The sequence below is a fragment of the Geobacillus subterraneus genome (assembly GCF_001618685.1).
GTDB classification, from domain to species: Bacteria; Bacillota; Bacilli; order Bacillales; family Anoxybacillaceae; genus Geobacillus; species Geobacillus subterraneus.
In genome coordinates this window covers 3,313,953-3,337,091 of record NZ_CP014342.1, presented here as the reverse complement: position 1 = coordinate 3,337,091, position 23,139 = coordinate 3,313,953, and the positions used below count along the sequence as shown (strand labels likewise).

The window sequence follows — 23,139 nt, the reverse complement described above, 5'->3', positions numbered from 1 at the left end:
TTTCTTTTCGCGTTCGAGCAAAAGCCGGAGAGGAGGCCGATATATTGGCCAGCCAGACGGTTCGCTCCTGCCCGCGCTTCGCCTCACCGCGGGCACGATTGAATCATTGAGTCTCCATAAGGAACGGTTTGGCGCCCGTCCGGCAAAGCCGGATGGAATCGGCGGCGATAGCTTTGCTATTTTTGTACGTTGTAGGACACATTAATAAGTACTGAAGCGATGCACAGGAGGGGAAGGCATGGTCGTCATTGCTGTTATTGCCATCATATTCGTGCTCATTTATCTTGATGACAAGCTCGGACAGCTCGTCTTCCGGAACGGACGCAAAAAAGTTGTCTATCCGGAACGGAGAAGCGATATTGCGCTCTACGTAAACGGCAGACATTTATTTTCCGACTATTTTGCTGATCTGCGCCGCGCCCGCGACCATATTCACATCCTGTTTTACATCATCAAAAGCGACGAAACGACCACGCCTTTTTTCCAAATTTTAAAAGAAAAGGCGGCTGAGGGAGTGAAAGTACGGGTGTTGGTCGACTGGGTCGGCGGCCTCGGGCTGCCGAAAACGCTCATTCGTTCGCTACGGGCGAACGGAGTGGAGTTCGCCTATGCCCGCCCGCCGCGCTTTCCGTTTTTCATTTACCGCCTCAACCGCCGCAACCACCGGAAAATCACGGTCATTGACGGACGAGTCGGCTATATCGGCGGATTTAACATCGGCCGCGAGTATAATGGGAAAGACGCCGATTTCGGGGAATGGCGGGACTACCACTTAAAAATCAGCGGGGAAGGCGTATATGACTTGCAGGAACAGTTTTTGCATGATTGGGAAGAGGCGACAGGCAAGACGGTGACTGACAAGCGCCGCTACTTCCCGGAGCTTCCCGCCGGCACCATTCGCCATCAATTGGTCGCCACCGATGGCGCCGCCCTCGAAGAGCAGTATATCGATGTCATCCGCCACGCCAAAAAAGAAATTATGATCGGCACCCCGTACTTTATCCCGAGCCGTCCGCTGTTTAACGAGCTGATGCGCGCACTCAAGCGCGGGGTGCGCGTCACCGTGCTCGTGCCGCTGAAGGCAGATCATTTATTTGTAAGGGAAGCCGCCTATCCGTATTTTTATCAAATGCTGAAAGCCGGTGCACGCGTTTACCGCTTTTACCAAGGGTTTTACCATGCTAAAACAATCGTGATCGACGAAGAATGGTGCGATGTCGGCACGGCCAATTTCGACCGGCGCAGTTTGTTTTTAAACAGCGAAATCAACTGCTATGTGTTTGACCGTGCGTTTACTCGGCTCGTCAAACAGGCGATCGAACGCGACTTGACACGCTCCGAACCGCTGACGCTCGATTTTTGGCAAAACCGTTCGCTCCTCGACCGCGGCAAAGAATCCATTTCCCAGCTACTTTCCACTTGGTTGTAGCGGCTTCCCGGCAAAAACCGTAAAGAAAGAACGTTCATCCATCCATAGGGCTCGCGTTCGGAAGCGCGCCTTTTCCTAAGAGAGGGATAGCACATGGTCTTGCAGAAACGTTCGTCGCATATATAGCGATGAAAAAGGGTGCCCCGCTGCGCTGGGACACCCTCACTCCTATCGAACTGCTGCCGAAGCAGCAAAAACAAAAACCCGGCCGGCGCCCGCGGCGATCTCGCATCGCCAAAACGGCGCCAGCCGGGGGATTGAACCGTCCCGATCGGCTTGCCATTGCGCGGCTGCTGCTCATTTCCAAAACAGCGCCAGCCATTGAAACAGCCGCATGCCGAGATATACGCCGACGATGCCCGCAATGCCGGCCAACGCCGGGGGGGCAGGAATCGGCAGACGAAACAAGGTAAACAAAAGGCCGACAACCATGCCGGTGATAAGCGATAATATGACTTCTTTCACCTGTTGATCCTCCACCGCTGTTTTCCTTTAGCATGCCCAAACAAAAGAGGGAGCAATCGCTCCCCCCTGTTCGTTTACATTTGTTCCGGCGCTGAGACGCCGATTAACGCCAGGGCGTTTTGCAGCGTGATTTGCACCGCCTTGACAAGCGCGAGGCGGGCTTTCGTTTTTTCGATATTGTCCAGGTCAAGCACTTTCTCCGCATTGTAAAAGCTGTGAAGCGCCGACGCCAAATCAAACGCATAGGCGGTGACGCGGTGCGGCATCCGCTTCAAGGCTGCCTCAGCGACGACATCCGGGAAGTCGCCGAGCACTTTGAGCAGCTCGATTTCTTTTTCCGTTTCCACGAGATGATGAAGGGCGGCATCCCCTTCATATGACAGCTGCTGCTCTTCCGCTTGGCGGAGAATGCTTGAGACGCGGGCATGCGCGTATTGGACGTAGTAAACCGGATTTTCATTCGACTGCGACACGGCCAAGTCCATGTCAAAATCCAAATGCGTATCGCCCGAGCGCATCGCAAAGAAGTAGCGGACGGCATCGACGCCGACTTCTTCCATCAGCTCGCGCATCGTCACCGCCTTGCCGGTGCGCTTGCTCATTTTGACGCGCTCGCCGTTTTGGTATAAGTTCACCATTTGGATGATTTCGACTTCGAGCGCCTCCGGATCGTAGCCGAGCGCGGCGATCGCCGCTTTCATGCGCGGGATGTAGCCGTGGTGATCCGCTCCCCAAACGTTAATCAGCTTGGTAAATCCGCGCCGCAGCTTGTCTTGGTGGTAGGCGATGTCCGGAAGCAAGTACGTATACGTGCCGTCCTGCTTAATTAAGACGCGGTCTTTGTCGTCCCCAAACGCCGTCGAACGGAACCATGTCGCCCCGTCCTGCTCGTAAATGTAGCCGCGCTCACGCAGCGTGGCGAGCGCCTCGTCGATTTTACCGCTCTCATAAAGCGACGTTTCTGAATACCAAACGTCAAACGGCACGCGGAACGCGGCTAAATCGTTTTTAATTTTGTCAAGCTCGTAACGGAGGCCGTATTCGCGGAAAAAGGCGAGCCGTTCCTCTTCGTCAACGTGAACGAACCGATCGCCGTATTCATCGGCGAGCTGTTTGCCGATTTCCACGATGTCATCGCCATAATAACCGTCCTCCGGCAGCGGCATATCGGTGCCAAGCGTTTGGAAATAGCGGGCTTCGACCGATTTCGCTAAATTGTAAATTTGCTTGCCGGCGTCGTTAATATAGTATTCGCGTGTCACGTCAAACCCGGCTTTCGCCAAAATGTTGCAAAGCGAATCGCCGACCGCCGCGCCGCGGGCATGGCCTAAATGCAAGTCGCCGGTCGGGTTGGCGGAGACGAACTCGACTTGCACTTTTTCCCCGTTGCCGACGTTCGATTCGCCATACGCTTGTCCCGCCTGCAAAATCGCCGGCACGACCGCCGTCAAATAGCGGTTGTCCATGTAAAAGTTAATAAATCCCGGCCCCGCCACCTCAATGCGCGCCACCGATACGCGCTCGCGATCAAGCTGCCCGACGATGGCTTCGGCAATCGCCCGCGGCGGCTTTTTCGCAATGCGGGCAAGCTGCATGGCGATGTTCGTCGAGTAATCGCCATGCGCCTTGTCGCGCGGCACCTCCAGCAAGACGTCCGGCAGCTCATCAGCCGAAACGAGCCCGGCTTTCACCGCCGCCTCGCGAATTTCCTCTTTCAGCTTTTCTTTCATTTGCCCGACAATGTTCATCGGCTTATACCCCCTTAAATGTTAACGTCAACGTATGGCGCCCGCTCCGCTCATGCTCTAGCATCAGTTCATACGAGAGAAAGAGCTGCCCTTGTTTCCGTCTTTCGTCATATCGGAACTCGATCGCATCCGTTTTTGTCGCCAGCGCCCACCGCCCGAACACCGTTTTGTAATGGCCCGGCATTTCCTGCCGACAGCGGAACGTTTGCCGCATCTCGACCGCCCCAGAACGGAGAACGGTCACCTCATCGGGTGCGATTTTCACGATGTTATTCACCCGGCCGAGTTCGTTTTCCTCGGCAAACTGCAAATACATCGCTTCCCCTTTTATGTAATACATGCCGTCCACTTCAAGCACGACCGTCTCTTGGTGCGCACCGTCGCGGATGACGGCCACCTGGCGAAGCCGCACCGGAATGCCGTTTGTTTCTTTCATAATGGATGAACACACCTTTGCGAACACAGTCATAACAATAAGTATAAAGAACTGTTCCGCCTGATTCAAGGGGCGAGAAAAAGAGAAGGCCCAAAGCAAGCGCTTTGAGCCTAGTCATCTCAGCTTGACGATGAGGCGCGAACGCGTTGCAGCACGGCAATGGCAAAGGAAATGACGCCGAGGACAACAAGTACTCCGCCGAAGGCCGTCAACGGTACGAACGCCTCATGACCGTACACGACAAAAATAAGACCTATCATCATGAGCGGCAGGCCAATATTGTGCAGCCAAAAATGGACTTTCGCCCATTTCGTCGCTGCTGCCTGTGGAAATAAATGATAGATGATGCCCGCGAGCGTCAAAGCCGTCCAACCTAACAGATTGATATGGACGTGAACCGGTGTGAGCACAAACGAATGGGTCATCGACATGCCAAGTCCAATCAAGACACCGATGACGAAGTATACGACGGAAATTTTGATCAGCCTAATGCCCACTTTTTCCTTATCCCCCTTCTAATGGTAAATTTGTTAAGCATATTGAATATTATTCCATATGGCACACCCATATTCCTGCAACCTTTCTCCTACACACAAAAAGGGGCTGACCCAAAAGTCCGCCAAAAAGCGGACTTTTGGAGTCAGCCCTCTCTGGTTTTTGTATATTTTACCAAACGGAACAAAATTCCGACTCTGTTCTCCCCCTCATTTACGCCACCAAGGACAATTGCTTGTCCCTAGCGGCTTTTTTGAGAAGATTGTGGGCAGCACAAACCAGCCCCCATTCGATGGAAACTTTTTGGAGGCCTCGCAGGACAAAGCGACGAAACCCGCGATTTTGTTTGATTTGCCCAAATACACTCTCAATGTCGGTTTGGCGTTGGCGGTATCGGGCTTGCCCTTCTTCACTCTCCAACCGTTCGCGGGCTTTCTGTTTTTGTTCATGATAGACGGGGTTCCATTGCGTGGTTCGTCCATACTTGGAAGTCGTGCAGGCCGAACGGAACGGACATCCTTCGCATTCATGGCATTGGTAGTGTCGGGTGACCGAGGTGTATCCTGATTCCGTGGTCTGTTTCGAAGTTCCGGTGCGAACCAGCTTTTTCCCATTGGCGCAAATCCAAACGTCTTCTTCTTCCACATAGGTCCAATTCTGCTGATGATGCGGATTTTTCTTGACCTTGCGCGTGTTCTCCTTCTCATACGTATGGTACTTGATCAAGGCCGATATGTGCTTCTCTTCCAGCTTCACGTAGTTCTCTTCCGAGCCATAAGCCGCGTCAGCGATCAAACGTTCGGGTTCCACGCCGTACTTCTCTCGAACGGTCTCCAAATGCGGGAGAAGACAACGAGTGTCGCCCGGCCTCTGATGAAGGGAATACCCCAAAATAAATTGGCCGGAAGAACCCACCTGTACGTTATAGGCCGGCTTGAGCTGGCCGTTTCGCATGTGATCCTCCTTCAACCGCATGAAGGTGGCATCCACATCGGTCTTGGAATAGCTGTTGCGATCCCCGCATACATGGAGTTGGTGTTCATACTTTTCACTGCGGGGCAAGTAGTCCTCCTTCATCTTCTTGATGGCCTTCTTCAACGGTTGGTTGTCCGGCTCGGCCTCCAACCGTTTTTCCCACTCCTCGGTTTTCTTTCGGATTTCTTCTGACGTAAAGGCCGGCGAAGGGTCGATGTCTTCCGCCTTTTCTTCTTCCACGATCGCCTCGATCTGGGCAATCAGCCGATCGACATTGGCTTGGAGTTTCTCCTGGTACTTCTCAGCCGATTTGCGCCAAACGAAGGTGTACCGGTTGGCATTCGCTTCAATTTTCGTTCCATCCACAAAATAATCTTCCATCTTGACATAGCCGTCGGCCACGAGCAGCGTGATCATTTCCCGGAACAGGTCGTCAATCAGGTCTTTCATCCGCTCCGAACGAAACCGATTGATGGAGCGGAAGTCCGGCTTTTGAAATCCACTTAGCCACATGAGGGGAAGGTGGACTTCGAGCTGCCGTGCAATCTCACGGCCATGATACATTTTTTGGGTGTAAGCGTAAAGGAGAATTTTGGTCATCATTTTCGGATGATAGGCGGAGGCGCCCCCTCCTTTGTAGTAAGCAAGAAACGTCTCCATCGGGATGCGTTCAACCATCTCATGAACCACGTGGGCCATGTTATCCCGTGGAATGAGATCGGCGATGTTGCTTGGCAAAGAGAGGTTGTCCATGGTATACTCTTTAAAGGAAATATGATCATGTTTCATAAAAGAATCGCCCTTCTTTCGGTGGTAGTGGTTTTGGTGACTCTATTCTACCAGAAAAAAGGGCGATTCTTCTATATTTGAGGCAAAAAAGTGGGGGCTGATCCCAAAACGCATTCGCGTTTTGGGTCAGCCCCTTTTCTCTATTCACTTCGCCACCCAGCCAAGCAGCATTTCCCGAACAAGTTTGCTCGCTGTGTTCGCGGTTTGTTCTGAATGGTCGTAAATCGGCGCCACTTCCACTAAATCGGCGCCCACGACGCGGACGTCAGAGCGGGCGATCTCGTGGATGGCGGCTAATAGTTCTTTCGATGTAATCCCACCGGCATCAACCGTTCCCGTGCCCGGGGCGTGAGCCGGGTCGAGCACATCGATGTCGATCGTCACATACACCGGACGGCCGGCAAGCTTCGGCAGCACGGAGCGAAGCGGCTCAAGCACTTCAAACTTGGCGATGTACATGCCGTTTTGTTTCGCCCATTCGAACTCTTCTTTCATGCCGGAGCGAATGCCGAACGAAAAAACGTTCGTCGGGCCGATGAGATCAGCGACTTTGCGGATCGGCGTCGCGTGCGACAGCGGCTCGCCTTCATAATGTTCGCGCAAGTCGGTATGGGCGTCCATATGAATGACGGCCACATCCGGGTAATAGTCGTGCACCGCTTTAATCACCGGCCAAGAGACAAGGTGCTCACCGCCAAGGCCGAGCGGAAACTTGCCGGCATCGAGCACTTTTCGGACGAACTGTTCAATCAGCTCCAAGCTGCGGGCGGCGTTGCCAAACGGCAGCGGAATATCGCCGGCGTCAAAATAGCGAATGTCACCGAGCTCGCGGTCTAAATATGGGCTATACTCTTCAAGCCCGATTGACACTTCGCGAATGCGGGCCGGGCCGAACCGCGAACCAGGCCGGTAGCTGACCGTCCAGTCCATCGGCATCCCGTAAATGACGGCCTCGCTTTCTTCAAAGTTCGGGTGGCTGCCGATAAACACGTTGCCGGAATAAGCTTCATCAAAGCGCATCGGTCTGCCCCCCTTATTTCACCAAATCCGCAACAAATTTTGGCAATACGAAACATGCTTTATGCAGCTCTTTGGTGTAATATTTCGTATCGATGTCGTGGAAGCGGTCATCGCTCACTGCGAGCGGATCATATTTTTTCGAGCCGAGCGTAAACGTCCAGAGTCCGCTTGGGTAGGTCGGAATGTTCGCCGTATATAGACGCGTGACCGGGAAAATTTCCTTCACATCACGGTAAACGGTGCGAATCAACTCCGCCTTAAACCACGGGTTGTCCGTTTGGGCGACGAAAATGCCATCCTCTTTCAACGCTTTTGCAATGCCGGCGTAAAACCCTTTTGTAAACAAATTCACCGCCGGGCCGACCGGCTCGGTCGAGTCAACCATAATGACGTCGTACTCGTTTTCACTTTGGGCGATATGCATAAACCCGTCATCGACTTTCACTTCGACGCGCGGATCGTCAAGCTGGCCAGCGATTTCCGGCAAGTATTTTTTTGAGTACTCGATCACCTTGCCGTCAATTTCAACAAGCGTCGCTTTTTTGACGCTTGGGTGTTTCAGCACTTCGCGGATGACGCCGCCGTCGCCGCCGCCAACGACCAGCACGTTTTCCGGATGCGGGTGGGTAAACAGCGGCACATGGGCAACCATCTCATGATAGACAAATTCGTCTTTTTGCGTCGTCATCACCATACCGTCCAAAATAAGCATGTTGCCAAACTCGGCTGTTTCAACCATGTCGAGTTTTTGAAACGGCGTTTGTTCTGTATGTAAAGTGCGGATGATGCGTGCCGTGATGCCGAAATGTTCCGTCTGCTTTTCCGTAAACCATAGTTCCATTCGGTAACATCCTTTCTCCGAGCGTTTGCTTACTATCAAGTTTCCCTTGCCAACGAAAAACTAAACATGAAAAAGTATAGAGCAATCTAGCAAAAATGCAAGGGGAACAAGTTTAAAATAAAAAATTTTTTTTCATACTAGTAAGAAAGCGGAAAGCGCCCGCCTAAGGCAGCGGGCCGGAGGGAAACCCATCCGCCTGTCCTAACATACTGTTGAAACCATTGGGGTGATGCGCAATGGAACCGATCCCGGGCAGCCGTTTTCGCGGCACGTGGAAATATGTGCGCGCCGCCGTCTTTATTGGCGTTTTCCTCGCAATCTTTGCTTCCGCTGCCCTCGGGAGCTTTATTTTGTTTGCCAAAATCGAAGGCGCTCCGCCGGTCGCTGTGCCGCAAACGACCATTTTTTATGCCGACGACGGCAGCAAAATCGGGGAAAGCGACCACGGGCAGAAGCGCTACTGGGTTCGTCTCGATGACATTTCCCCGCACGTCATTGAAGCGACGATCGCCGTCGAAGACCGAAAGTTTTACGAGCACCACGGATTTGATTTGAAACGAATCGCCGCCGCCGTCATCGCCAATGTGCAGGCGATGGCCAAAGTCGAAGGGGCGAGCACGATCACCCAGCAATACGCGCGCAACTTATTTTTGACGCACGAGAAAACGTGGTCGCGGAAAATTCAAGAGGCGCTCTATACGATCCGCCTTGAAGCCAACTACAGCAAAGAAAAAATTTTAGAAGGCTATTTAAACACCATTTACTATGGACACGGAGCTTACGGGATCGAAGCGGCAGCCCGCTATTATTTCGGCAAGCACGCGAGCGAGCTGACGCTCAGCGAAGCGGCGATGCTGGCCGGCATCCCAAAAGGCCCATACTATTATTCGCCGCTCGTCAACGAAAAGCGAGCGAAAGCGCGGCAAAAAATCGTCCTTCTCTCGATGGTGGAAGCAGGCTACATCAGCCGCCAAGAGGCGGAACAGGCGTACCGCGACGAGCTCGTCTACGTCCGGCACCGCGAGAAAGAACGGCCTGTCGCCCCGTATTTTCAAGACGTCGTCAAGCAGCAGCTTCGCACCAAGCTCGGCCTTGACGAGCGCACGATTGAATTAGGCGGGCTGCGCGTGTATACAACACTTGACCCGCGCCTGCAACGAATCGCCGAGAAGCAACTCGAGCGAGTGATCAATCCAACGTCCGCCATCCAAGCCGCGCTAGTGGCCATGGACCCGCGCACCGGAGAAGTGAAAGCGCTCATCGGCGGACGCGACTACGACGAAAGCCCGTTCAACCGGGCGGTGCAGGCGGAACGCCAGCCGGGGTCGACGTTCAAGCCATTTTTGTACTATGCGGCCATTGAACAAGGGTTCACCCCCTCGACCGAATTGCGTAGCGAGCTGACGACGTTTACGTTTGACAGCGGCCGGGCGACGTATACGCCTCATAACTACAATGATTATTATGCGAACGGCCCAATTACCCTCGCCCAAGCGCTCGCTGTATCCGACAACGTCTTTGCGGTCAAGACGCTGCAATTTATCGGAGCCGACAAACTCGTTGACACAGCGAAGACGCTCGGCATCACGAGCAAGCTAAAAGCCGTGCCGTCATTAGCGCTCGGCACTTCGCCAGTGAGGGTGATCGACATGGTCGCTGCCTACAGCACCATCGCCAACTATGGCAAACGAAACGACCCGGTGTTCATTAAAAAAGTAGTGGACAGCGCCGGCAACGTGATCTACGAGCATCAGCCGGCAAGCCGGCAAGTGCTCGACCGCGACGCGGCGTTTGTCACGACTCATTTAATGACGGGGATGTTCGACCCGAAGCTGAACGGCTATACGACCGTCACCGGACAATCGATCCTCGACGAAATAACGCGCTCGTATGCCGGCAAGTCCGGGACGACGAAAACGGACAGCTGGATGATCGGGTTCGCCCCACAACTTGTTGCCGGCGTCTGGACCGGCTACGACCGCGGCGAGCCAATGGATCGCTTTGACGAAAAACAATACGCCAAACAAATCTGGGTTCACTTTATGGAAGAAGGGCTCGCCGATGAACCAAAACGGTCATTCAAACCCACGAAAGGAGTCATCGGCGTCGACATCGACCCGCAAAACGGCAAGCTGGCCACCGACGCTTGTCCGGTGAAGCGAAAAACGTATTATCTCATCGGCACCGAACCGACCGACTATTGCACCGACCATCTGGAGAAGAAAAAGAAGAAAAAAGAAAACGGAAAAAGCTGGTTTGAGAAATGGTTCCCGTGGTTTTAACATTAAGAAAATCCCCTGCGCATGCGCAGGGGATTTTCTTGTCCTAGTTTTCCTGTGTTATACATGTAGGTTTAGTTTATCCTTTTTTCCAAACAAGAACAAGCCCTTGCACAAATATGTTCACAAAACCGTCACAATTCGCCTTCAAGCCCTTTTTTCAGCTCATCGCTCGAACGGTTCCACATGTCGATGTCGTGCCCTTTCAAAAAGTCGGCGAGCACCCGCTTGGATTTCGCATCCATATGATCGACGATGATGTGCCGCTTTAGCGACTTATCGAGACGGTTCACATGTTCCGGCAATAGCTTATAGCCGCGGCGCGCCTCGCGGTCAACAGTCATTTCACACGCCGTCACCCCGGCGTAATACGGGCCGTCCTCGCCGCGCTCGATCGTCACCCAAACGATCCAGTACGGCTTGCCGTTTGGCACAGCCGAACGGTCGGGCAAAAACTTAATGCCGCGCTCGACGGCGCTGCGCGCATGCATCGCCCCCATATCGACAAACGCTTCGCCCGCCTCGACGTCAATGATGACCGGCGAGACGTTTTCCAAGCTCAACGCCCCGGCGCCGAAACCGCGGTGCCCGTCGGTCGGATCGTCTTTAATAATGTGAAAACCGATCGTTTTTTTCTTTTTTTGTTCCATCCGCTTCTTCCTCCTTTCTACGTAAACAAGTTGGCAGCGAACGTCTGCAAATGTTCGAGCACGAACGGCAACGCCACTTGAAATACCGGCTCAATCGTGTACCGGTCGAGCGGCGTCAGCACAAGAATGAGAAAAATGAGCGCCCCGTAGGTTTCCCATTGCGTCATTTTTGCCCGAAGCCTATCCGGGGCTAAGTCTTCAATAATACGATACCCATCAAGGGGCGGAAACGGCAATAAATTAAACACAAACAAGACAGCGTTCAAGCCGATAAAAATTTGGAAAAACATATCAAACCCAGCGGCAAACCAATCCGGCAGCGCCCGCATGATGCCGAAATCGACCATCGCATACCAAATGACAAACCCAAGCCCGGCGAGCACAAGATTGCTTAGCGGCCCGGCAACTGAGACGAGAATGCCGGCTAGGCGCGGGTTTTTAAAATGGAAGCGGTTGACCGGCACCGGCCGCGCCCAGCCGAACCCGGCCAGGAAAATGAGCAGCGTGCCAAGCAAATCCAAATGGGCAAACGGTGATAACGTCAGCCGTCCTTGGTTTTTCGCCGTCGGATCGCCGAACTTGTAGGCGACGTACGCATGGGCAAACTCGTGCACGGAAAACGCCAGCGCCAACGTCAACAGCACGTACGGAATTTCACTTAACGAATACGGCAACATGTGTTCCACTTGGTTAACTCCTTTTCCCCTGTATTCACTATCCTTAGTATACATGATTTACCGTGAAAAGTGGACTGAACTTCACCGTTCCATGGTATAATAAGCGCGACAGCACTCGACAAGGAAATGGGAGGAATCACGATGCCGTATGTAACGATCAAAATGCTCGCCGGCCGCACGGACGAGCAAAAGAAAGCGCTTGTTGAAAAAGTGACGGACGCCGTTGTAGAAACGACGGGGGCGAAAAAAGAGAGCGTTGTCGTTTTTATCGAAGAAATGACGAAAGATCATTATGCCGTCGCCGGAAAACGGCTGAGCGACGCGGAGTAAAGGAAAGACGGGGGCGCTTAAGGCGCTCCCGTTGCTTTTTGAAGTAAAAACGAATATTATTATACTTGCTTCTACTATTGTTCGTCTTTTAGGAGGTTGCCTATGATTCGTTTCGCAGAAAAACAGACTGACCGCAAGACGGAAATGCTCGCCGGTTTGACCACGTTCCTCACGATGGTGTATATCATCGTCGTCAACCCGGTTATCTTGTCGGACGCCGGCGTCCCGTTTGAACAGGCGTTCACGGCGACCGTCATCGCCACGGTGATCGGCACGCTGTGGATGGCCATGTTCGCCAACTACCCGATCGCCATCGCCCCTGGCATGGGGCTGAACGCCTATTTCGCCTATTCGGTCGTCGGCTCGCATGACAACATTTCGTACGAAACGGCGTTTTCCGCTGTATTTGTCGCGGGATTGCTGTTTTTGTTGCTGTCGCTCACCCCGCTCCGCAGCAAGCTGATTGAAGTGATCCCCGACAGCTTAAAGCACGGTATCACCGCCGGCATCGGGCTGTTTATCGCCTTCATCGGCCTGCGGCTGACCGGGATCATCCAAGCCCACCCGCAAAATTTGGTGGCGCTTGGCGACTTGCATGCCCCATCGGCTATGTTGACGCTTGTCGGCCTCGCCGTCACGCTCGTTCTCATGATGCGCGGCGTTAACGGAGCGCTCTTTTACGGCATGGTCATCATCGGGATCATCGCCTACACGACCGGTCAATTGAAATTTGACGAAGGAATCGTGTCGCTGCCGACGCTGCCGGACGGGGTGATCGTTGCCAATCCGGTTGCGGCCGTTGGGGACGTCATCAGCCATCATTTGTACGCCGTCGTCTTTTCCTTTTTGCTTGTGACGCTGTTTGACACGACCGGCACGATGATCGGCGTCGCTCAACAAGCGGGATTGATGAAAGGGAACACGCTGCCGCGCGCCCGCGAAGCGCTCTTGGCTGACTCCGTCGCGACCACGATCGGGGCCATGTTTGGCACAAGCCCAACGTCAGCGTACATCGAGTCGTCCACTGGCATCGCTGCCGGCGGACGGACCGGATGGACGGCGCTCACCGTCGCTGTCCTGTTTGTCATCGCGGTCTTTTTCAGCCCGCTAGTCGGCGCGGTCGCCGGGTTATCGGCCATCACCGCCCCGGCGCTCATCATCGTCGGCAGCTTGATGATCAGCCATATCGCCCATATTTCGTGGCATCAGCTCGACGAGGCGTTCCCGGCCTTTCTCATCATCTTAAGCATGCCGCTCACCTCGAGCATCGCGACCGGCATCGCGCTCGGCTTCGTCTCGTACCCGCTCTTAAAAATCGCCTGCGGCCGCTGGCGCGATGTGCCGTTGCTGCTGTACGTGCTTGCCGTGCTGTTCTTTTTGCAGCTGGCGTTTTTGCCGCACTGATGGAATCAACCCGACGGTCGTCGGCAGCACCGGTTTTCAACTACTAAAAAGCCCGCTTATACGCGGGCTTTTGTGTTGCATCGGTTGCGGAGCGCATCAATATACGCATACGCCTCTTCGATCTCTTCCTCCGTATAGCGCTGCTTGCTTTTTACGACAGCGATTTTCTCTTTTACTTCCTCTTTTGACAAATGTTCAAAATAGAGCACCGTGGAGACAAGCTCCAAAAAGCGTGCGTTTTGTCCGTTCATCGCCTGCATGCATTCGGCAAGGCCCGGCATCTCCCAGTCGTAATGGCGCAAAAACTGTTCGCCCGCTTCGGTCAGTGTATAGCGGTATTGCACATAGCCGCTCTTTTTCTCTTTCACTTCATGCAAAAAGCCGAGCGCGCATAACTCCTCGACGCGGCATGTCAGCTCCTCGGAATACGGGCCGTAAAAATGGAAATCGAACTTCTCGTAAAACGGAAAGTCGAGCTTTTTCGCGATGTAAATCATTTTTTGCAGCTTTTTGCGGCCCGCTATTTCCCCGGCGGCCGCCAACGCCTTCATCACTTTCGCATGCTCCGTGAGCACTCTCCGTCATCTCCTAACCCTTTAAAATGTCCATAATCTTTTTCTTCACTGTCCGCTTCGTTGATACGTCATGGAGAAAGTCAGCCGGAAAATACAGCTTATGGTCGGTGCGCCGCTTGCCGGAAATGGCGTCAACGAGCACCGATTCGCGCGACAGCTCGCGCAGTTCTCCGTTTGGCATAAGCAGATAAATCGGCAGGCGCTCGCCTTCCTCGCCAGGCCGGTAAAAATCGTACGGCAAGTCGGACGATGAGTCGACGACCAAGTAATAGTCTGGATCGATCCCGGCCTTTTTGAACAAGCCCGTCAGCTCAATCAGCTTTGTCATTTGCTCGTTCGTCGGATGAAATTCGGTATATTGAAACAGACGGCGGTGGACAAACCGTTGGCATAAATCGCTTAAAATCGGATCCCGCTCGTATTGCCATTGCTGGAAGTAAAACAGGATGATCGCTTCATCGAGCGCCAAATAGTCGCCGAGCGTTACATGGCCGGCAAAAAACGATAAAAAATGGGTTGGCTTCGTCGCAAACGTATACCCGTCCTCGTACAGCTTTTTTGCCCGATGCAAAATTTTCGTCAAAATGACCTCCGCGCTGCGCGTGACCGGATGGAAATACACTTGCCAATACATTTGGTAGCGGCTCATAATGTAATCCTCGACCGCATGCATGCCGCTCCGCTTAATGACGACTTGGTCTTCGCGCGGGCGCATGACGCGCAAAATGCGCTCCATGTCAAAATAGCCGTAGCTGACGCCGGTATAGTACGCGTCGCGCAATAAATAGTCCATCCGGTCGGCGTCAATTTGACTCGAAATCAAGCTGACAACGAGTTTGTTTGGATACGTTTTGGCGATCACCTCGGCCACTTTTTGCGGAAATTCGCTGTCAACGGCGCGCAAGGCGGCGTTCACTTCCGTCTCACCGACAATAATGGCCCGGGTGAAATCTTCATGGTCTAAATGAAACACTTTTTCAAACGAATGGGAAAACGGGCCGTGCCCTAAATCGTGCAAAAGCGCCGCGCATAGGCAAAGGAGGCGTTCGCTATGATCCCAATGGTCGCGGCCGACAAAAACGTCATCAAGAATGCGGCGGATGATTTCGTAGACGCCGAGCGAGTGGTTAAACCGGCTATGTTCAGCGCCATGAAACGTCAAGTACGTCGTGCCGAGCTGCTTAATGCGGCGCAGGCGCTGAAATTCTTTTGTGCCGATCAAATCCCAAATCACTTTGTCGCGAACATGTATGTATCGGTGCACCGGATCTTTAAACACTTTTTCTTCGTCAAGCTGCCCGCCGGAATACATCGCATCCTCCTCTTCCGTCTCCAACATACATCTATTATACGCCGTTTCTTTTGGCAAAGAAATAGTTGACTTTTTTCTCCGTCTTTCTCCATTATTGACGGAAAAAACAAAAAATCACCTTCTTTCGGCAAAGAAGGTGATCGGTTATCGCTTTTTCAACCTTTCAGCAATTTTATCAATCAGTTCGTCTTCCGTCAGCGCCGCCACCGGACGGTTGTTGACGAAAGCAAACGTCTTTTTCCGCCCTGGGCCGCAATACGACTGGCAGCCGATTTTGATGACCGCATCCGGATCCAGCTTTTTCAAACGCGGAATCAATGTTTTTAAATTCGGTGCCTTGCAGTCGTCGCAAACGCGAAACTCATTCGCCATCATCCGTCATCCCTTTCCACAGCGTTTGCTTTGTGTATTCTACCGCTTTCGCGAAAAAATTGCAAGCGGGCGGCTTTCATTCTGGCAATTTGCCAATCCTGTAAACTTGCAACGTATAAACTTGCCTCGTTTTGCCCATCCTTTTACTAGCAGCGAAAAAGGAGTGGAGAATGATGAAACAACGGCAAGACGCTTGGACGGAAGAAGACGACTTATTGTTGGCGGAAACGGTGCTTCGCCATGTGCGCGAAGGAAGCACCCAGCTGAATGCGTTTGAAGAAGTCGGCGACAAGCTGAACCGGACGTCAGCCGCCTGCGGGTTCCGCTGGAACGCGGTCGTCCGCCACCGATATGAAGAGGCGCTTCAGCTGGCGAAAAAACAGCGGAAAGAGCGCCAGCGGCTGCTCGCCAAACAAGGCGGCGCGAAAAAGCGGCGTCTGTACGAGCCGCCGATGCCATCATTCGAAGAGCTGGGAGAGGTGATGCAGCTGCCTGCCGTCATCCAAGCGGCACCACAGCCCCAATCAGTCACGCTTGATCAAGTGATCGCCTTTTTGAAAACGTTCCAATCGCACGAGCGGAAACGAGAAACACTAGTGAAAGAAAACGAGCGGCTGCGCCGCGAAATTGAAGAATTAAAGCGAAAAAATGAAGAATTGGAAGAAAAGGTTGCGAAATTAGAAGAAAACTCGTCCACCGTCCAAGAAGATTTTGAGACGCTTGTCAAAATCATTAACCGAGCGCGCAAAATGGTGTTAAAAGAGGAAGAAGAGCGGGGGCTGACCTTCCGTATGGACCCGAACGGCAACTTGGAAAAAATAGCAGAATAAACAAAATGAGGATGCCCTATCCATGGCTGCGCCTTGATCGCACTCTCTCCGGTGCGGCCGAGACACGGGGCATCCTTTTTGTCCGCCGGCGGCGTCAGGCGATGAACGCAGGCTCTTCGCCTGCCGCCGGACGGACTGCTTCCCTTACTCCCCTGCTGAAAGCGCACCGCTGAGCGCCGTTTCATTCCGTTCGACGATGCGCGCCCAATACTGCTCATACCAATTCCATTCGCCGTTCTCGAGGGCAGACGAATACAGCTCGCCGCCAAACGACTGCAGCGTGCGCCAAAGGGCGACAAGCAGCTCATCGATCGACAACTCGCAGCCGAGAAGCTCAGACAGCGACGCCATGACAGTTGGGACAACATCGGGGTAGGCGAATTTCGTTTTCTCTCCTTGGCGGCCGAGCTCATAAAAACGGCGAATAAGCTCAGCCCGCGCGGCTCCGCTCCCGTTGACGCAAAGGTAGATTTGCACGGCAACGCCGCCGCGCACGCGCCGTTGCGAAATGCCGGCAAACTTTTTGCCGCCAATGCTCAAGTCATAGCTCCCCGGGCAATACGAACCGACGATTTCCCCCGCCTCAACGCGGGCGCCGTATGAGGCAAGCATGGCGGCCATGAGCGCATACATCGCCTCATACCCTTGCTCGATGGCAATCGTGTTTTTCGTTTCCGGAAAAATGAGCGAAATATTCAACACCCCGCTGTCAAGGACAACGGCCAACCCGCCGGAATTACGGACGACGACGCGATACCCTTCCTGGCGCAAAAACGAAATGGCCTCATCGATGTACGGAAGCTTCGTATCAGCGGCGCCTAAGACGACGGTATTCTCATGCACCCACGTGCGGACGACCGCATCCGACTGTCCCGCACCAACCGCGGTGCATAATGCATCATCGATGGCAAACGATTGTTTCGCATCAAACAGCGGACCGAAATGCGACTGGTCGATGACCCGCCATTTCGGCTGCCGCAGCAATTCATGGCTCATCGCAGCAAACCCCTTACGTTGAACGTTCCGCTCTCATTATACCACATCAAACTGGAACGATTACGGCCATTAAAAAAGAAAGCGGCTAAACAGCAACCAGCCGCCTTCTTTGACACGAATCCATGCATGAAACAAGAGATCGCCCATTCTTTGGCAAAACGAACCGGTTCCGACTCCTCTTGCTCAGTTCGCCGCCTCTTTACTCCCCAAGCGACTGCGCCGCGGTGATGAGCGCGAGCTTGTAGGCGTCTTCGGCGCTGCAGCCGCGCGATAGGTCGTTCACCGGCTTGTTCAGCCCTTGCAAAATCGGGCCGACCGCTTCAAAGCCGCCAAGGCGCTGGGCGATTTTGTAGCCGATGTTGCCCGCCTCAAGGCTCGGGAAAATAAAGACATTTGCGTCCCCTTGAATGACCGAGTCCGGCGCTTTCTTTTTCGCCACCTCTGGCACAAACGCGGCGTCAAATTGAAACTCACCGTCAAGGATCAGATCCGGCGCCATTTCTTTCGCCAACCGCACCGCCTCAACGACTTTTTCCGTCTCCGGCGACGAGGCCGACCCTTTCGTGGAAAAGCTTAACAGCGCTACGCGCGGCTTAAGGCCGAACATTTTGGCCGTCCGGGCGCTCTCGACCGCGATTTCAGCCAAATCATGACTGTTAGGAGCAATGTTGATGGCGCAATCGGCAAACACATATTTTTCGTCGCCGCGCACCATGATGAACACGCCGGACGTTTTGCCAACGCCTGGCTTCGTTTTAATGATTTGCAAGGCTGGTCGGACCGTATCCGCCGTCGAATGTGCCGCCCCGCTGACGAGGCCGTCGGCCGCTCCCGTATAAACGAGCATCGTACCGAAATAATTTTCATCGAAAAGCAACTCGCGCGCCGTTTCTTCTGTCACTTTCCCTTTGCGCCGCTCCACAAACGCCGAAACTAGCTCATCAAACCCGCCGTAGCGGCGCGGGTTGACAATCTCCACCCCTTCAAGCGGCAAGCCAAGCGCAGCTGCTTTCACCCTTATCGCTTGCTCATCGCCAAGGACGATCGGCTGAAGCACTTGCTCCGTCGCCAAACGGCTCGCCGCCGTTAAGATGCGGTCATCGGTTCCCTCCGGAAACACGATTTTTCGACCCGTATCGGTTACTTTCGCTTTTAATGCCGTAAATAAATCGGTTGTCACGATTCATGCCTCCTTCACGGTTGGCCCGCCTGTCTCCAGGCATCAGCCTTTCTCTACATTAAGCATACCGCTTCGATACGAAAACGCAACGATCGTAAGCCCTTCCAATCAATAATTCACCTTTTGGAACAATTCAGTATCTTTTGCTTTATGCACGGACACCCGCTTTTTTGGCCAAACTATGATATAGTGGTACTGTACAATTGATTGAATAAAGGAGTGACGATGATGAGCGAAGCGGCCCAAACGTTGGACGGTTGGTATTGTTTGCACGATTTCCGCACGATCGACTGGAGCGCGTGGAAAACACTTCCAAACGAAGAGCGCGAGGCAGCGATCAGTGAGTTTTTAGCGCTTGTCGACCAATGGGAGACGACGGAAAGCGAGAAGCAAGGAAGCCATGCCGTCTACACGATCGTCGGGCAAAAAGCCGATATTTTGTTCATGATTTTGCGGCCGACGCTGGATGAGCTGCATGAAATCGAAACAGCGCTTAACAAAACGAAACTCGCCGACTATTTATTACCTGCGTATTCGTACGTTTCAGTCGTGGAGTTGAGCAACTACTTGGCGTCCGGCAGCGAAGATCCGTACCAAATTCCAGAGGTGCGCCGCCGTTTGTATCCAATTTTGCCGAAAACGAACTACATTTGCTTCTATCCGATGGACAAGCGGCGCCAAGGCAACGACAACTGGTACATGTTGTCGATGGAACAGCGGCGCGAACTCATGCGCGCCCACGGCATGACCGGCCGAAAATACGCCGGCAAAGTGACGCAAATCATCACCGGCTCCGTCGGCTTGGATGATTTTGAATGGGGCGTCACCTTGTTTTCAGATGATGCACTCCAGTTCAAAAAGCTCGTCTATGAAATGCGCTTTGATGAAGTGAGCGCCCGCTTTGGCGAATTTGGTTCATTTTTCGTCGGCACTCGCTTGTCGGTGGAAAAAGTTCCTTCGTTCTTCCATGTATAAAAAAGAGGGGCCCAAACGCGGCAGGGCCCCTTCGCTTATTTTCCTGTTCTTCAAGCAACCGGCGAGCTCCTCCCCCTGAAAGGTCAGCCAAACGAGCGATTTCTTCCGCCGTCATCCCTTTGCACATCATGTTACGGGTCTTTCTTGCGCAACGGGTTTCCCTTTTTGGTCAACCTCCCCTGTTTCTGTCATATCCAGCCCAACTGCCCCATACATATAAATCAGAAATTCCTCCGAGAAATCGCCTGTCTGTCTGTCACCATTTTCTTGTTCCACCAATAGCCTATTACTGTCGAAATTCACAACGACTGAGGTGACGATATGGGTCAGATCGCTCCCTCCATTGTAGCCCACACAGAAGAGGAAGTAAAGTTGTTGGCTCGGCTCATGCGAGCTGAAGCGGAAGGAGACGGGCGGCTTGGGATGCTCATGGTCGGCAACGTCGGCGTCAACCGCGTCATCGCCGACTGCCTTGACTTCCGCGGCATCCGCTCTATCCGGCAAATGGTGTTTCAAAGCCCGGGCGGCTTTGAGGCGGTGCAAAAAGGGTACTTTTACCAACGGGCGCGCGAAGTGGATATAGGCCTAGCCCGCCAAGTGCTCCGCGGTTGGCGCTACCACCCAGCGACAAACGCCCTTTGGTTTTTTAAACCACCTGAAGGTCAACCGTGCCCACCGCAATGGTTTGGCCAGTGGAACGTCGGCCGCTATAAATCGCATTGCTTTTTTGCACCGACTCCATCCGACTGCCCACGTGTCTATTCTTAATATTGAGGAGGGTTCTTTATGCCGAACAATCCAGAAAATCAATTTTATCCACTTGATGAGGAGCAACAATCATTTTATTATTCGCCGTTCGGTCAAGAACGGCAACAACCGTATGCATCCTATCCATACGGCTATCCGTATCCGCAGCCGTACTATCCGGCGGCGTACCCGTATTATTACTATCCGCAAGCGGCTGCCGCTCCAACGATGACACCGGCGACAGCCGCCGCTCCGACGTTCGGTTTGCAGGCGCCGACGTTTACGGCCCCGACACCGATGCCGACCACCACCGGCCCATCGATTCCAGGGATGCTGCCGATTGAAGAATCGTACATTGAAAACATTTTACGGTTAAACAAAGGAAAAGTCGCCACTATCTATGCGACGTTTGAAAACAACCGTGAGTGGAATGCCAAGGTGTTTCGCGGCGTCATTGAAGCGGCTGGACGTGACCATGTCATTTTAAGCGACCCACAAACAGGCACACGCTATTTGATCCCGATGATTTACCTCGATTACGTCACGTTTGAAGGAGAAATCGCCTACGAATATCCGTTTGCCGGTGCTACAGCCGCAACACCGCTTGCTACGTATTCTCCACGCTAAACGGAAAAACTGTCTTTTGACAAGAAGGTTGCCGATGGCAACCTTCTTTTTTTGGTTGACGTGATGGCCATCACAAGCTGCTACTACACGGCCTTATATAATGGTGGTAAATGACACAAAAGAGGTGTCTACTGATGGTTTGGACGTCGCGTGATTTCCTGCTGGGGGTACATCTTATCGCGGCGATCATGTGGGTGGGGGGCGTGGCATTCATCGGCTGGGCAGTGTATCCAGCCTCCCAATTCATGCCGCCTCTTGAGCGCCGGCAATTTTTCCGCTCGCTCATGCAGTGGTCGCATCGGCCGCTCGCCGCGGCAAGTGCCGTCGTCATCGCCACTGGCATATGGCTTGGCACAGCCGCCGGACCGATCAACCGTTGGGCAGATGTATGGCAGACCGCCTATGGCCGTGTATGGCTGACCGCCCTTCTCACAGGCATCGCAACGCTCGCTTGGGGGATGTTCGTCGGCTACCGCAAGGCGATGACGGTGTTTTCCAATGAATACCTTTGGCGCCAAGCCAATGGCGGTGACGATGCGCCGTTAAAAAAAGCGATGACCTCGATCATTGCCGTTCAGTCGGTCGAAGCGGCCGGATTTGTCGTGCTCATCGTATGCATGCTTTTACTCTCCTAACGGAAACGAGGGGTTCGCATTGCGATATGAACATCGTGAAGAAGATCGGCATTGGGTTTACCGTTTTTCATGGCTTCACTTAATGCGCCCGCCGACATGGAGCGGAACGATCAGCCCTGTGCTGGCCGCCACCGCGCTGGCGGCGAAAAAGGGCGCCGTTCGGATCGAGGTGCTGCTGGCGATGTTAGCCGCCTCTGTGCTGATTCAGTCAGCCGTCAACATGCTGAATGACTATTTTGATCGGTTGCGCGGCCAAGACGATGACAAATGGACGAACGGGCATGGCCATGGACCTGCCCATCGCTCGATCCCTGCCGTTGCTGGCGCCATGCTGGCCGTCGCGGTTGCGTTAGGCGCGTACTTGGCGTGGCAAAGCGATCCAGCCATCGCGTGGATCGGCGCCGCAGCGATCATCTGCGGGATCGCCTACTCAGCCGGGCCGCGTCCGCTCGCCTCGCTCGGTTTAGGTGAGTTGACCGCCGCCGTTTGCATGGGGCCGGTCGTGACCGCACTCGCTTATGCCGTACAAGGGCATGTTCCAAACACCGCTCTGTTTGCCTTGTCCATCCCGTTCGCCTTGCTGATCACCTCGATGATTTTGACAAACAACATCCGCGACATCGAAAAAGACCGGCCGTTTCGCCGCACATTAGCCATCCGGCTCGGACGGAACAACGCCGTGCGCCTTCTCGGGCTTCTTCTCGTCTCCGCCTACTTGTCCATTGCTGCTTTGATCGTTTGGCATATCGTTCCTTTGCTTGCCGCGGTCACAGGGCTCGCGATGCCGCTTGCCATCCGGCTTCGTCTCTGTTTCCGCCCCGGCGCTAGTCGAACCGAGGAAAGAAGCGGCATGAAATGGGCCGCCCGCCATCATTGGGCCGTTGGACTGTTGTTGACGTTGAGTCTATGGCTTTCGCTATAGAGCGGAGAGGGACGGCGGCAAAAAAACGGAGCGCTCCGCTCCTGCGCTCCGTTTACAACCATTTTAATGCCGCATATCCGATCATCACCCAGGCGACCAAAAAAGCGACGCCGCCAAACGGAGTGATCGCGCCAAGCGGCTTAATCTGCGTTACACTTAATACGTACAAGCTCCCGGAAAACAACACGATGCCGGCGAACATCACCCAGCCCGCCGCACCGATCAGCCCGACATTCGGCGCCTTGCCAGCGAGCAATCCGACAACAAGCAGCCCTAATGCGTGGAACATCTGGTATTGGACCGCCGTTTTCCAAATCTCCAAATAACGATCCGGAATCTTCCCTTCCAGCCCGTGCGCGCCAAACGCTCCCAATGCGACGGCTAAAAACGCATTGAGCGCGCCGAGAAGGACGAATGTTTTCATAGCTGT

At 53.7% G+C, this 23,139-nt stretch carries 25 protein-coding genes; 10 read left to right on the top strand and 15 right to left on the bottom strand.

Translation table 11 applies throughout. The features are described 5' to 3' along the window. Positions 1-238 precede the first annotated feature (238 nt). Positions 239-1,429 (top strand): cardiolipin synthase, encoded by a 1,191-nt coding sequence (gene cls / locus GS3922_RS16280; RefSeq protein ID WP_063167165.1) that lies wholly within the window; start codon positions 239-241, stop codon positions 1,427-1,429. Positions 1,430-1,726: 297 nt separating this feature from the next. Here cls and GS3922_RS16275 read toward each other — a convergent pair whose 3' ends face one another. The 7 genes from GS3922_RS16275 to speE form a co-directional block, all read right to left on the bottom strand. Beyond that, the gene (locus tag GS3922_RS16275; protein ID WP_063167442.1) at positions 1,727-1,894 is read right to left on the bottom strand and encodes a XapX domain-containing protein; all 168 of its coding nucleotides are present in this window, start codon (positions 1,892-1,894) and stop codon (positions 1,727-1,729) included. A gap of 74 nt (positions 1,895-1,968) precedes the next feature. Further along, positions 1,969-3,642, bottom strand: coding sequence for an arginine--tRNA ligase (gene argS, locus GS3922_RS16270; RefSeq protein WP_063167164.1), 1,674 nt, complete (start codon positions 3,640-3,642; stop codon positions 1,969-1,971). A gap of 4 nt (positions 3,643-3,646) precedes the next feature. Next, positions 3,647-4,078: a YwiB family protein gene (locus tag GS3922_RS16265; RefSeq protein ID WP_063167163.1), complete on the bottom strand. Its 432-nt coding sequence runs from the start codon at positions 4,076-4,078 to the stop codon at positions 3,647-3,649. 119 nt (positions 4,079-4,197) lie between these two features. Then, on the bottom strand, positions 4,198-4,575 hold the full coding sequence (locus tag GS3922_RS16260; RefSeq protein ID WP_063167162.1) for a hypothetical protein: 378 nt from the start codon (positions 4,573-4,575) through the stop codon (positions 4,198-4,200). Positions 4,576-4,786: 211 nt separating this feature from the next. Continuing rightward, positions 4,787-6,337 carry an IS1182 family transposase gene (locus tag GS3922_RS16255; RefSeq protein WP_171698435.1) on the bottom strand — a complete coding sequence of 517 codons (1,551 nt, stop codon included), beginning with the start codon at positions 6,335-6,337 and terminating at the stop codon, positions 4,787-4,789. Between the two features lie 144 nt (positions 6,338-6,481). After that, positions 6,482-7,357, bottom strand: coding sequence for an agmatinase (gene speB, locus GS3922_RS16250; RefSeq protein WP_063167161.1), 876 nt, complete (start codon positions 7,355-7,357; stop codon positions 6,482-6,484). A 13-nt stretch (positions 7,358-7,370) separates the two neighbouring features. Then, entirely contained in the window at positions 7,371-8,198 is an 828-nt protein-coding gene (gene speE / locus GS3922_RS16245; RefSeq protein WP_063167160.1) for a polyamine aminopropyltransferase, read from the bottom strand. 236 nt (positions 8,199-8,434) lie between these two features. On the opposite strand from speE, the gene GS3922_RS16240 reads away from it, so the two are divergent. After that, complete coding sequence (locus tag GS3922_RS16240; protein WP_063167159.1) at positions 8,435-10,480, top strand: transglycosylase domain-containing protein; 2,046 nt, start codon at positions 8,435-8,437, stop codon at positions 10,478-10,480. A 131-nt stretch (positions 10,481-10,611) separates the two neighbouring features. Here the strand turns inward: GS3922_RS16240 and GS3922_RS16235 are convergent, their stop codons facing one another. Both GS3922_RS16235 and GS3922_RS16230 read right to left on the bottom strand, forming a co-directional pair. Beyond that, positions 10,612-11,127, bottom strand: a complete 516-nt coding sequence (locus tag GS3922_RS16235) for a YwhD family protein (RefSeq protein WP_063167158.1) — start codon at positions 11,125-11,127, stop codon at positions 10,612-10,614. Between the two features lie 17 nt (positions 11,128-11,144). Next, positions 11,145-11,813: a site-2 protease family protein gene (locus GS3922_RS16230; protein WP_063167157.1), complete on the bottom strand. Its 669-nt coding sequence runs from the start codon at positions 11,811-11,813 to the stop codon at positions 11,145-11,147. A 132-nt stretch (positions 11,814-11,945) separates the two neighbouring features. On the opposite strand from GS3922_RS16230, the gene GS3922_RS16225 reads away from it, so the two are divergent. Both GS3922_RS16225 and GS3922_RS16220 read left to right on the top strand, forming a co-directional pair. Then, complete coding sequence (locus GS3922_RS16225; protein ID WP_020961553.1) at positions 11,946-12,134, top strand: 2-hydroxymuconate tautomerase; 189 nt, start codon at positions 11,946-11,948, stop codon at positions 12,132-12,134. 102 nt (positions 12,135-12,236) lie between these two features. After that, positions 12,237-13,538 (top strand): NCS2 family permease, encoded by a 1,302-nt coding sequence (locus GS3922_RS16220; protein WP_063167156.1) that lies wholly within the window; start codon positions 12,237-12,239, stop codon positions 13,536-13,538. Between the two features lie 56 nt (positions 13,539-13,594). Here the strand turns inward: GS3922_RS16220 and GS3922_RS16215 are convergent, their stop codons facing one another. The 3 genes from GS3922_RS16215 to GS3922_RS16205 form a co-directional block, all read right to left on the bottom strand. Next, positions 13,595-14,113 carry a YwgA family protein gene (locus GS3922_RS16215; protein ID WP_063167155.1) on the bottom strand — a complete coding sequence of 173 codons (519 nt, stop codon included), beginning with the start codon at positions 14,111-14,113 and terminating at the stop codon, positions 13,595-13,597. Positions 14,114-14,126: 13 nt separating this feature from the next. Further along, the gene (locus tag GS3922_RS16210) at positions 14,127-15,425 is read right to left on the bottom strand and encodes an HD domain-containing protein (protein WP_063167154.1); all 1,299 of its coding nucleotides are present in this window, start codon (positions 15,423-15,425) and stop codon (positions 14,127-14,129) included. Between the two features lie 144 nt (positions 15,426-15,569). Next, the gene (locus GS3922_RS16205) at positions 15,570-15,797 is read right to left on the bottom strand and encodes a YuzB family protein (protein WP_011232879.1); all 228 of its coding nucleotides are present in this window, start codon (positions 15,795-15,797) and stop codon (positions 15,570-15,572) included. Between the two features lie 173 nt (positions 15,798-15,970). Here GS3922_RS16205 and GS3922_RS16200 point away from each other — a divergent pair, with 173 nt between their 5' ends. Continuing rightward, positions 15,971-16,627 carry an RsfA family transcriptional regulator gene (locus GS3922_RS16200; RefSeq protein ID WP_063167153.1) on the top strand — a complete coding sequence of 219 codons (657 nt, stop codon included), beginning with the start codon at positions 15,971-15,973 and terminating at the stop codon, positions 16,625-16,627. 144 nt (positions 16,628-16,771) lie between these two features. On the opposite strand, the gene lipL is transcribed toward GS3922_RS16200, so the two are convergent. Further along, positions 16,772-17,623, bottom strand: coding sequence for an octanoyl-[GcvH]:protein N-octanoyltransferase (gene lipL, locus GS3922_RS16195; RefSeq protein WP_033011015.1), 852 nt, complete (start codon positions 17,621-17,623; stop codon positions 16,772-16,774). 199 nt (positions 17,624-17,822) lie between these two features. Continuing rightward, on the bottom strand, positions 17,823-18,803 hold the full coding sequence (pta, locus tag GS3922_RS16190; protein WP_015376084.1) for a phosphate acetyltransferase: 981 nt from the start codon (positions 18,801-18,803) through the stop codon (positions 17,823-17,825). A gap of 228 nt (positions 18,804-19,031) precedes the next feature. Here pta and hemQ point away from each other — a divergent pair, with 228 nt between their 5' ends. The 5 genes from hemQ (at position 19,032) to GS3922_RS16165 (ending at position 22,709) form a co-directional block, all read left to right on the top strand. Further along, on the top strand, positions 19,032-19,778 hold the full coding sequence (hemQ, locus tag GS3922_RS16185; protein ID WP_011232883.1) for a hydrogen peroxide-dependent heme synthase: 747 nt from the start codon (positions 19,032-19,034) through the stop codon (positions 19,776-19,778). 321 nt (positions 19,779-20,099) lie between these two features. Continuing rightward, positions 20,100-20,546 (top strand): cell wall hydrolase, encoded by a 447-nt coding sequence (locus GS3922_RS16180; RefSeq protein WP_011232884.1) that lies wholly within the window; start codon positions 20,100-20,102, stop codon positions 20,544-20,546. Between the two features lie 18 nt (positions 20,547-20,564). Beyond that, on the top strand, positions 20,565-21,152 hold the full coding sequence (gerQ, locus tag GS3922_RS16175) for a spore coat protein GerQ (RefSeq protein WP_015376086.1): 588 nt from the start codon (positions 20,565-20,567) through the stop codon (positions 21,150-21,152). 134 nt (positions 21,153-21,286) lie between these two features. Next, on the top strand, positions 21,287-21,787 hold the full coding sequence (locus GS3922_RS16170) for a hypothetical protein (RefSeq protein WP_033011019.1): 501 nt from the start codon (positions 21,287-21,289) through the stop codon (positions 21,785-21,787). 19 nt (positions 21,788-21,806) lie between these two features. Then, a complete protein-coding gene (locus tag GS3922_RS16165; RefSeq protein WP_063167152.1) occupies positions 21,807-22,709 on the top strand; it encodes a prenyltransferase in 903 nt (300 codons plus the stop codon). A gap of 52 nt (positions 22,710-22,761) precedes the next feature. On the opposite strand, the gene GS3922_RS16160 is transcribed toward GS3922_RS16165, so the two are convergent. Then, positions 22,762-23,133, bottom strand: coding sequence for a DUF423 domain-containing protein (locus GS3922_RS16160; protein ID WP_015376087.1), 372 nt, complete (start codon positions 23,131-23,133; stop codon positions 22,762-22,764). Positions 23,134-23,139 lie beyond the last annotated feature (6 nt).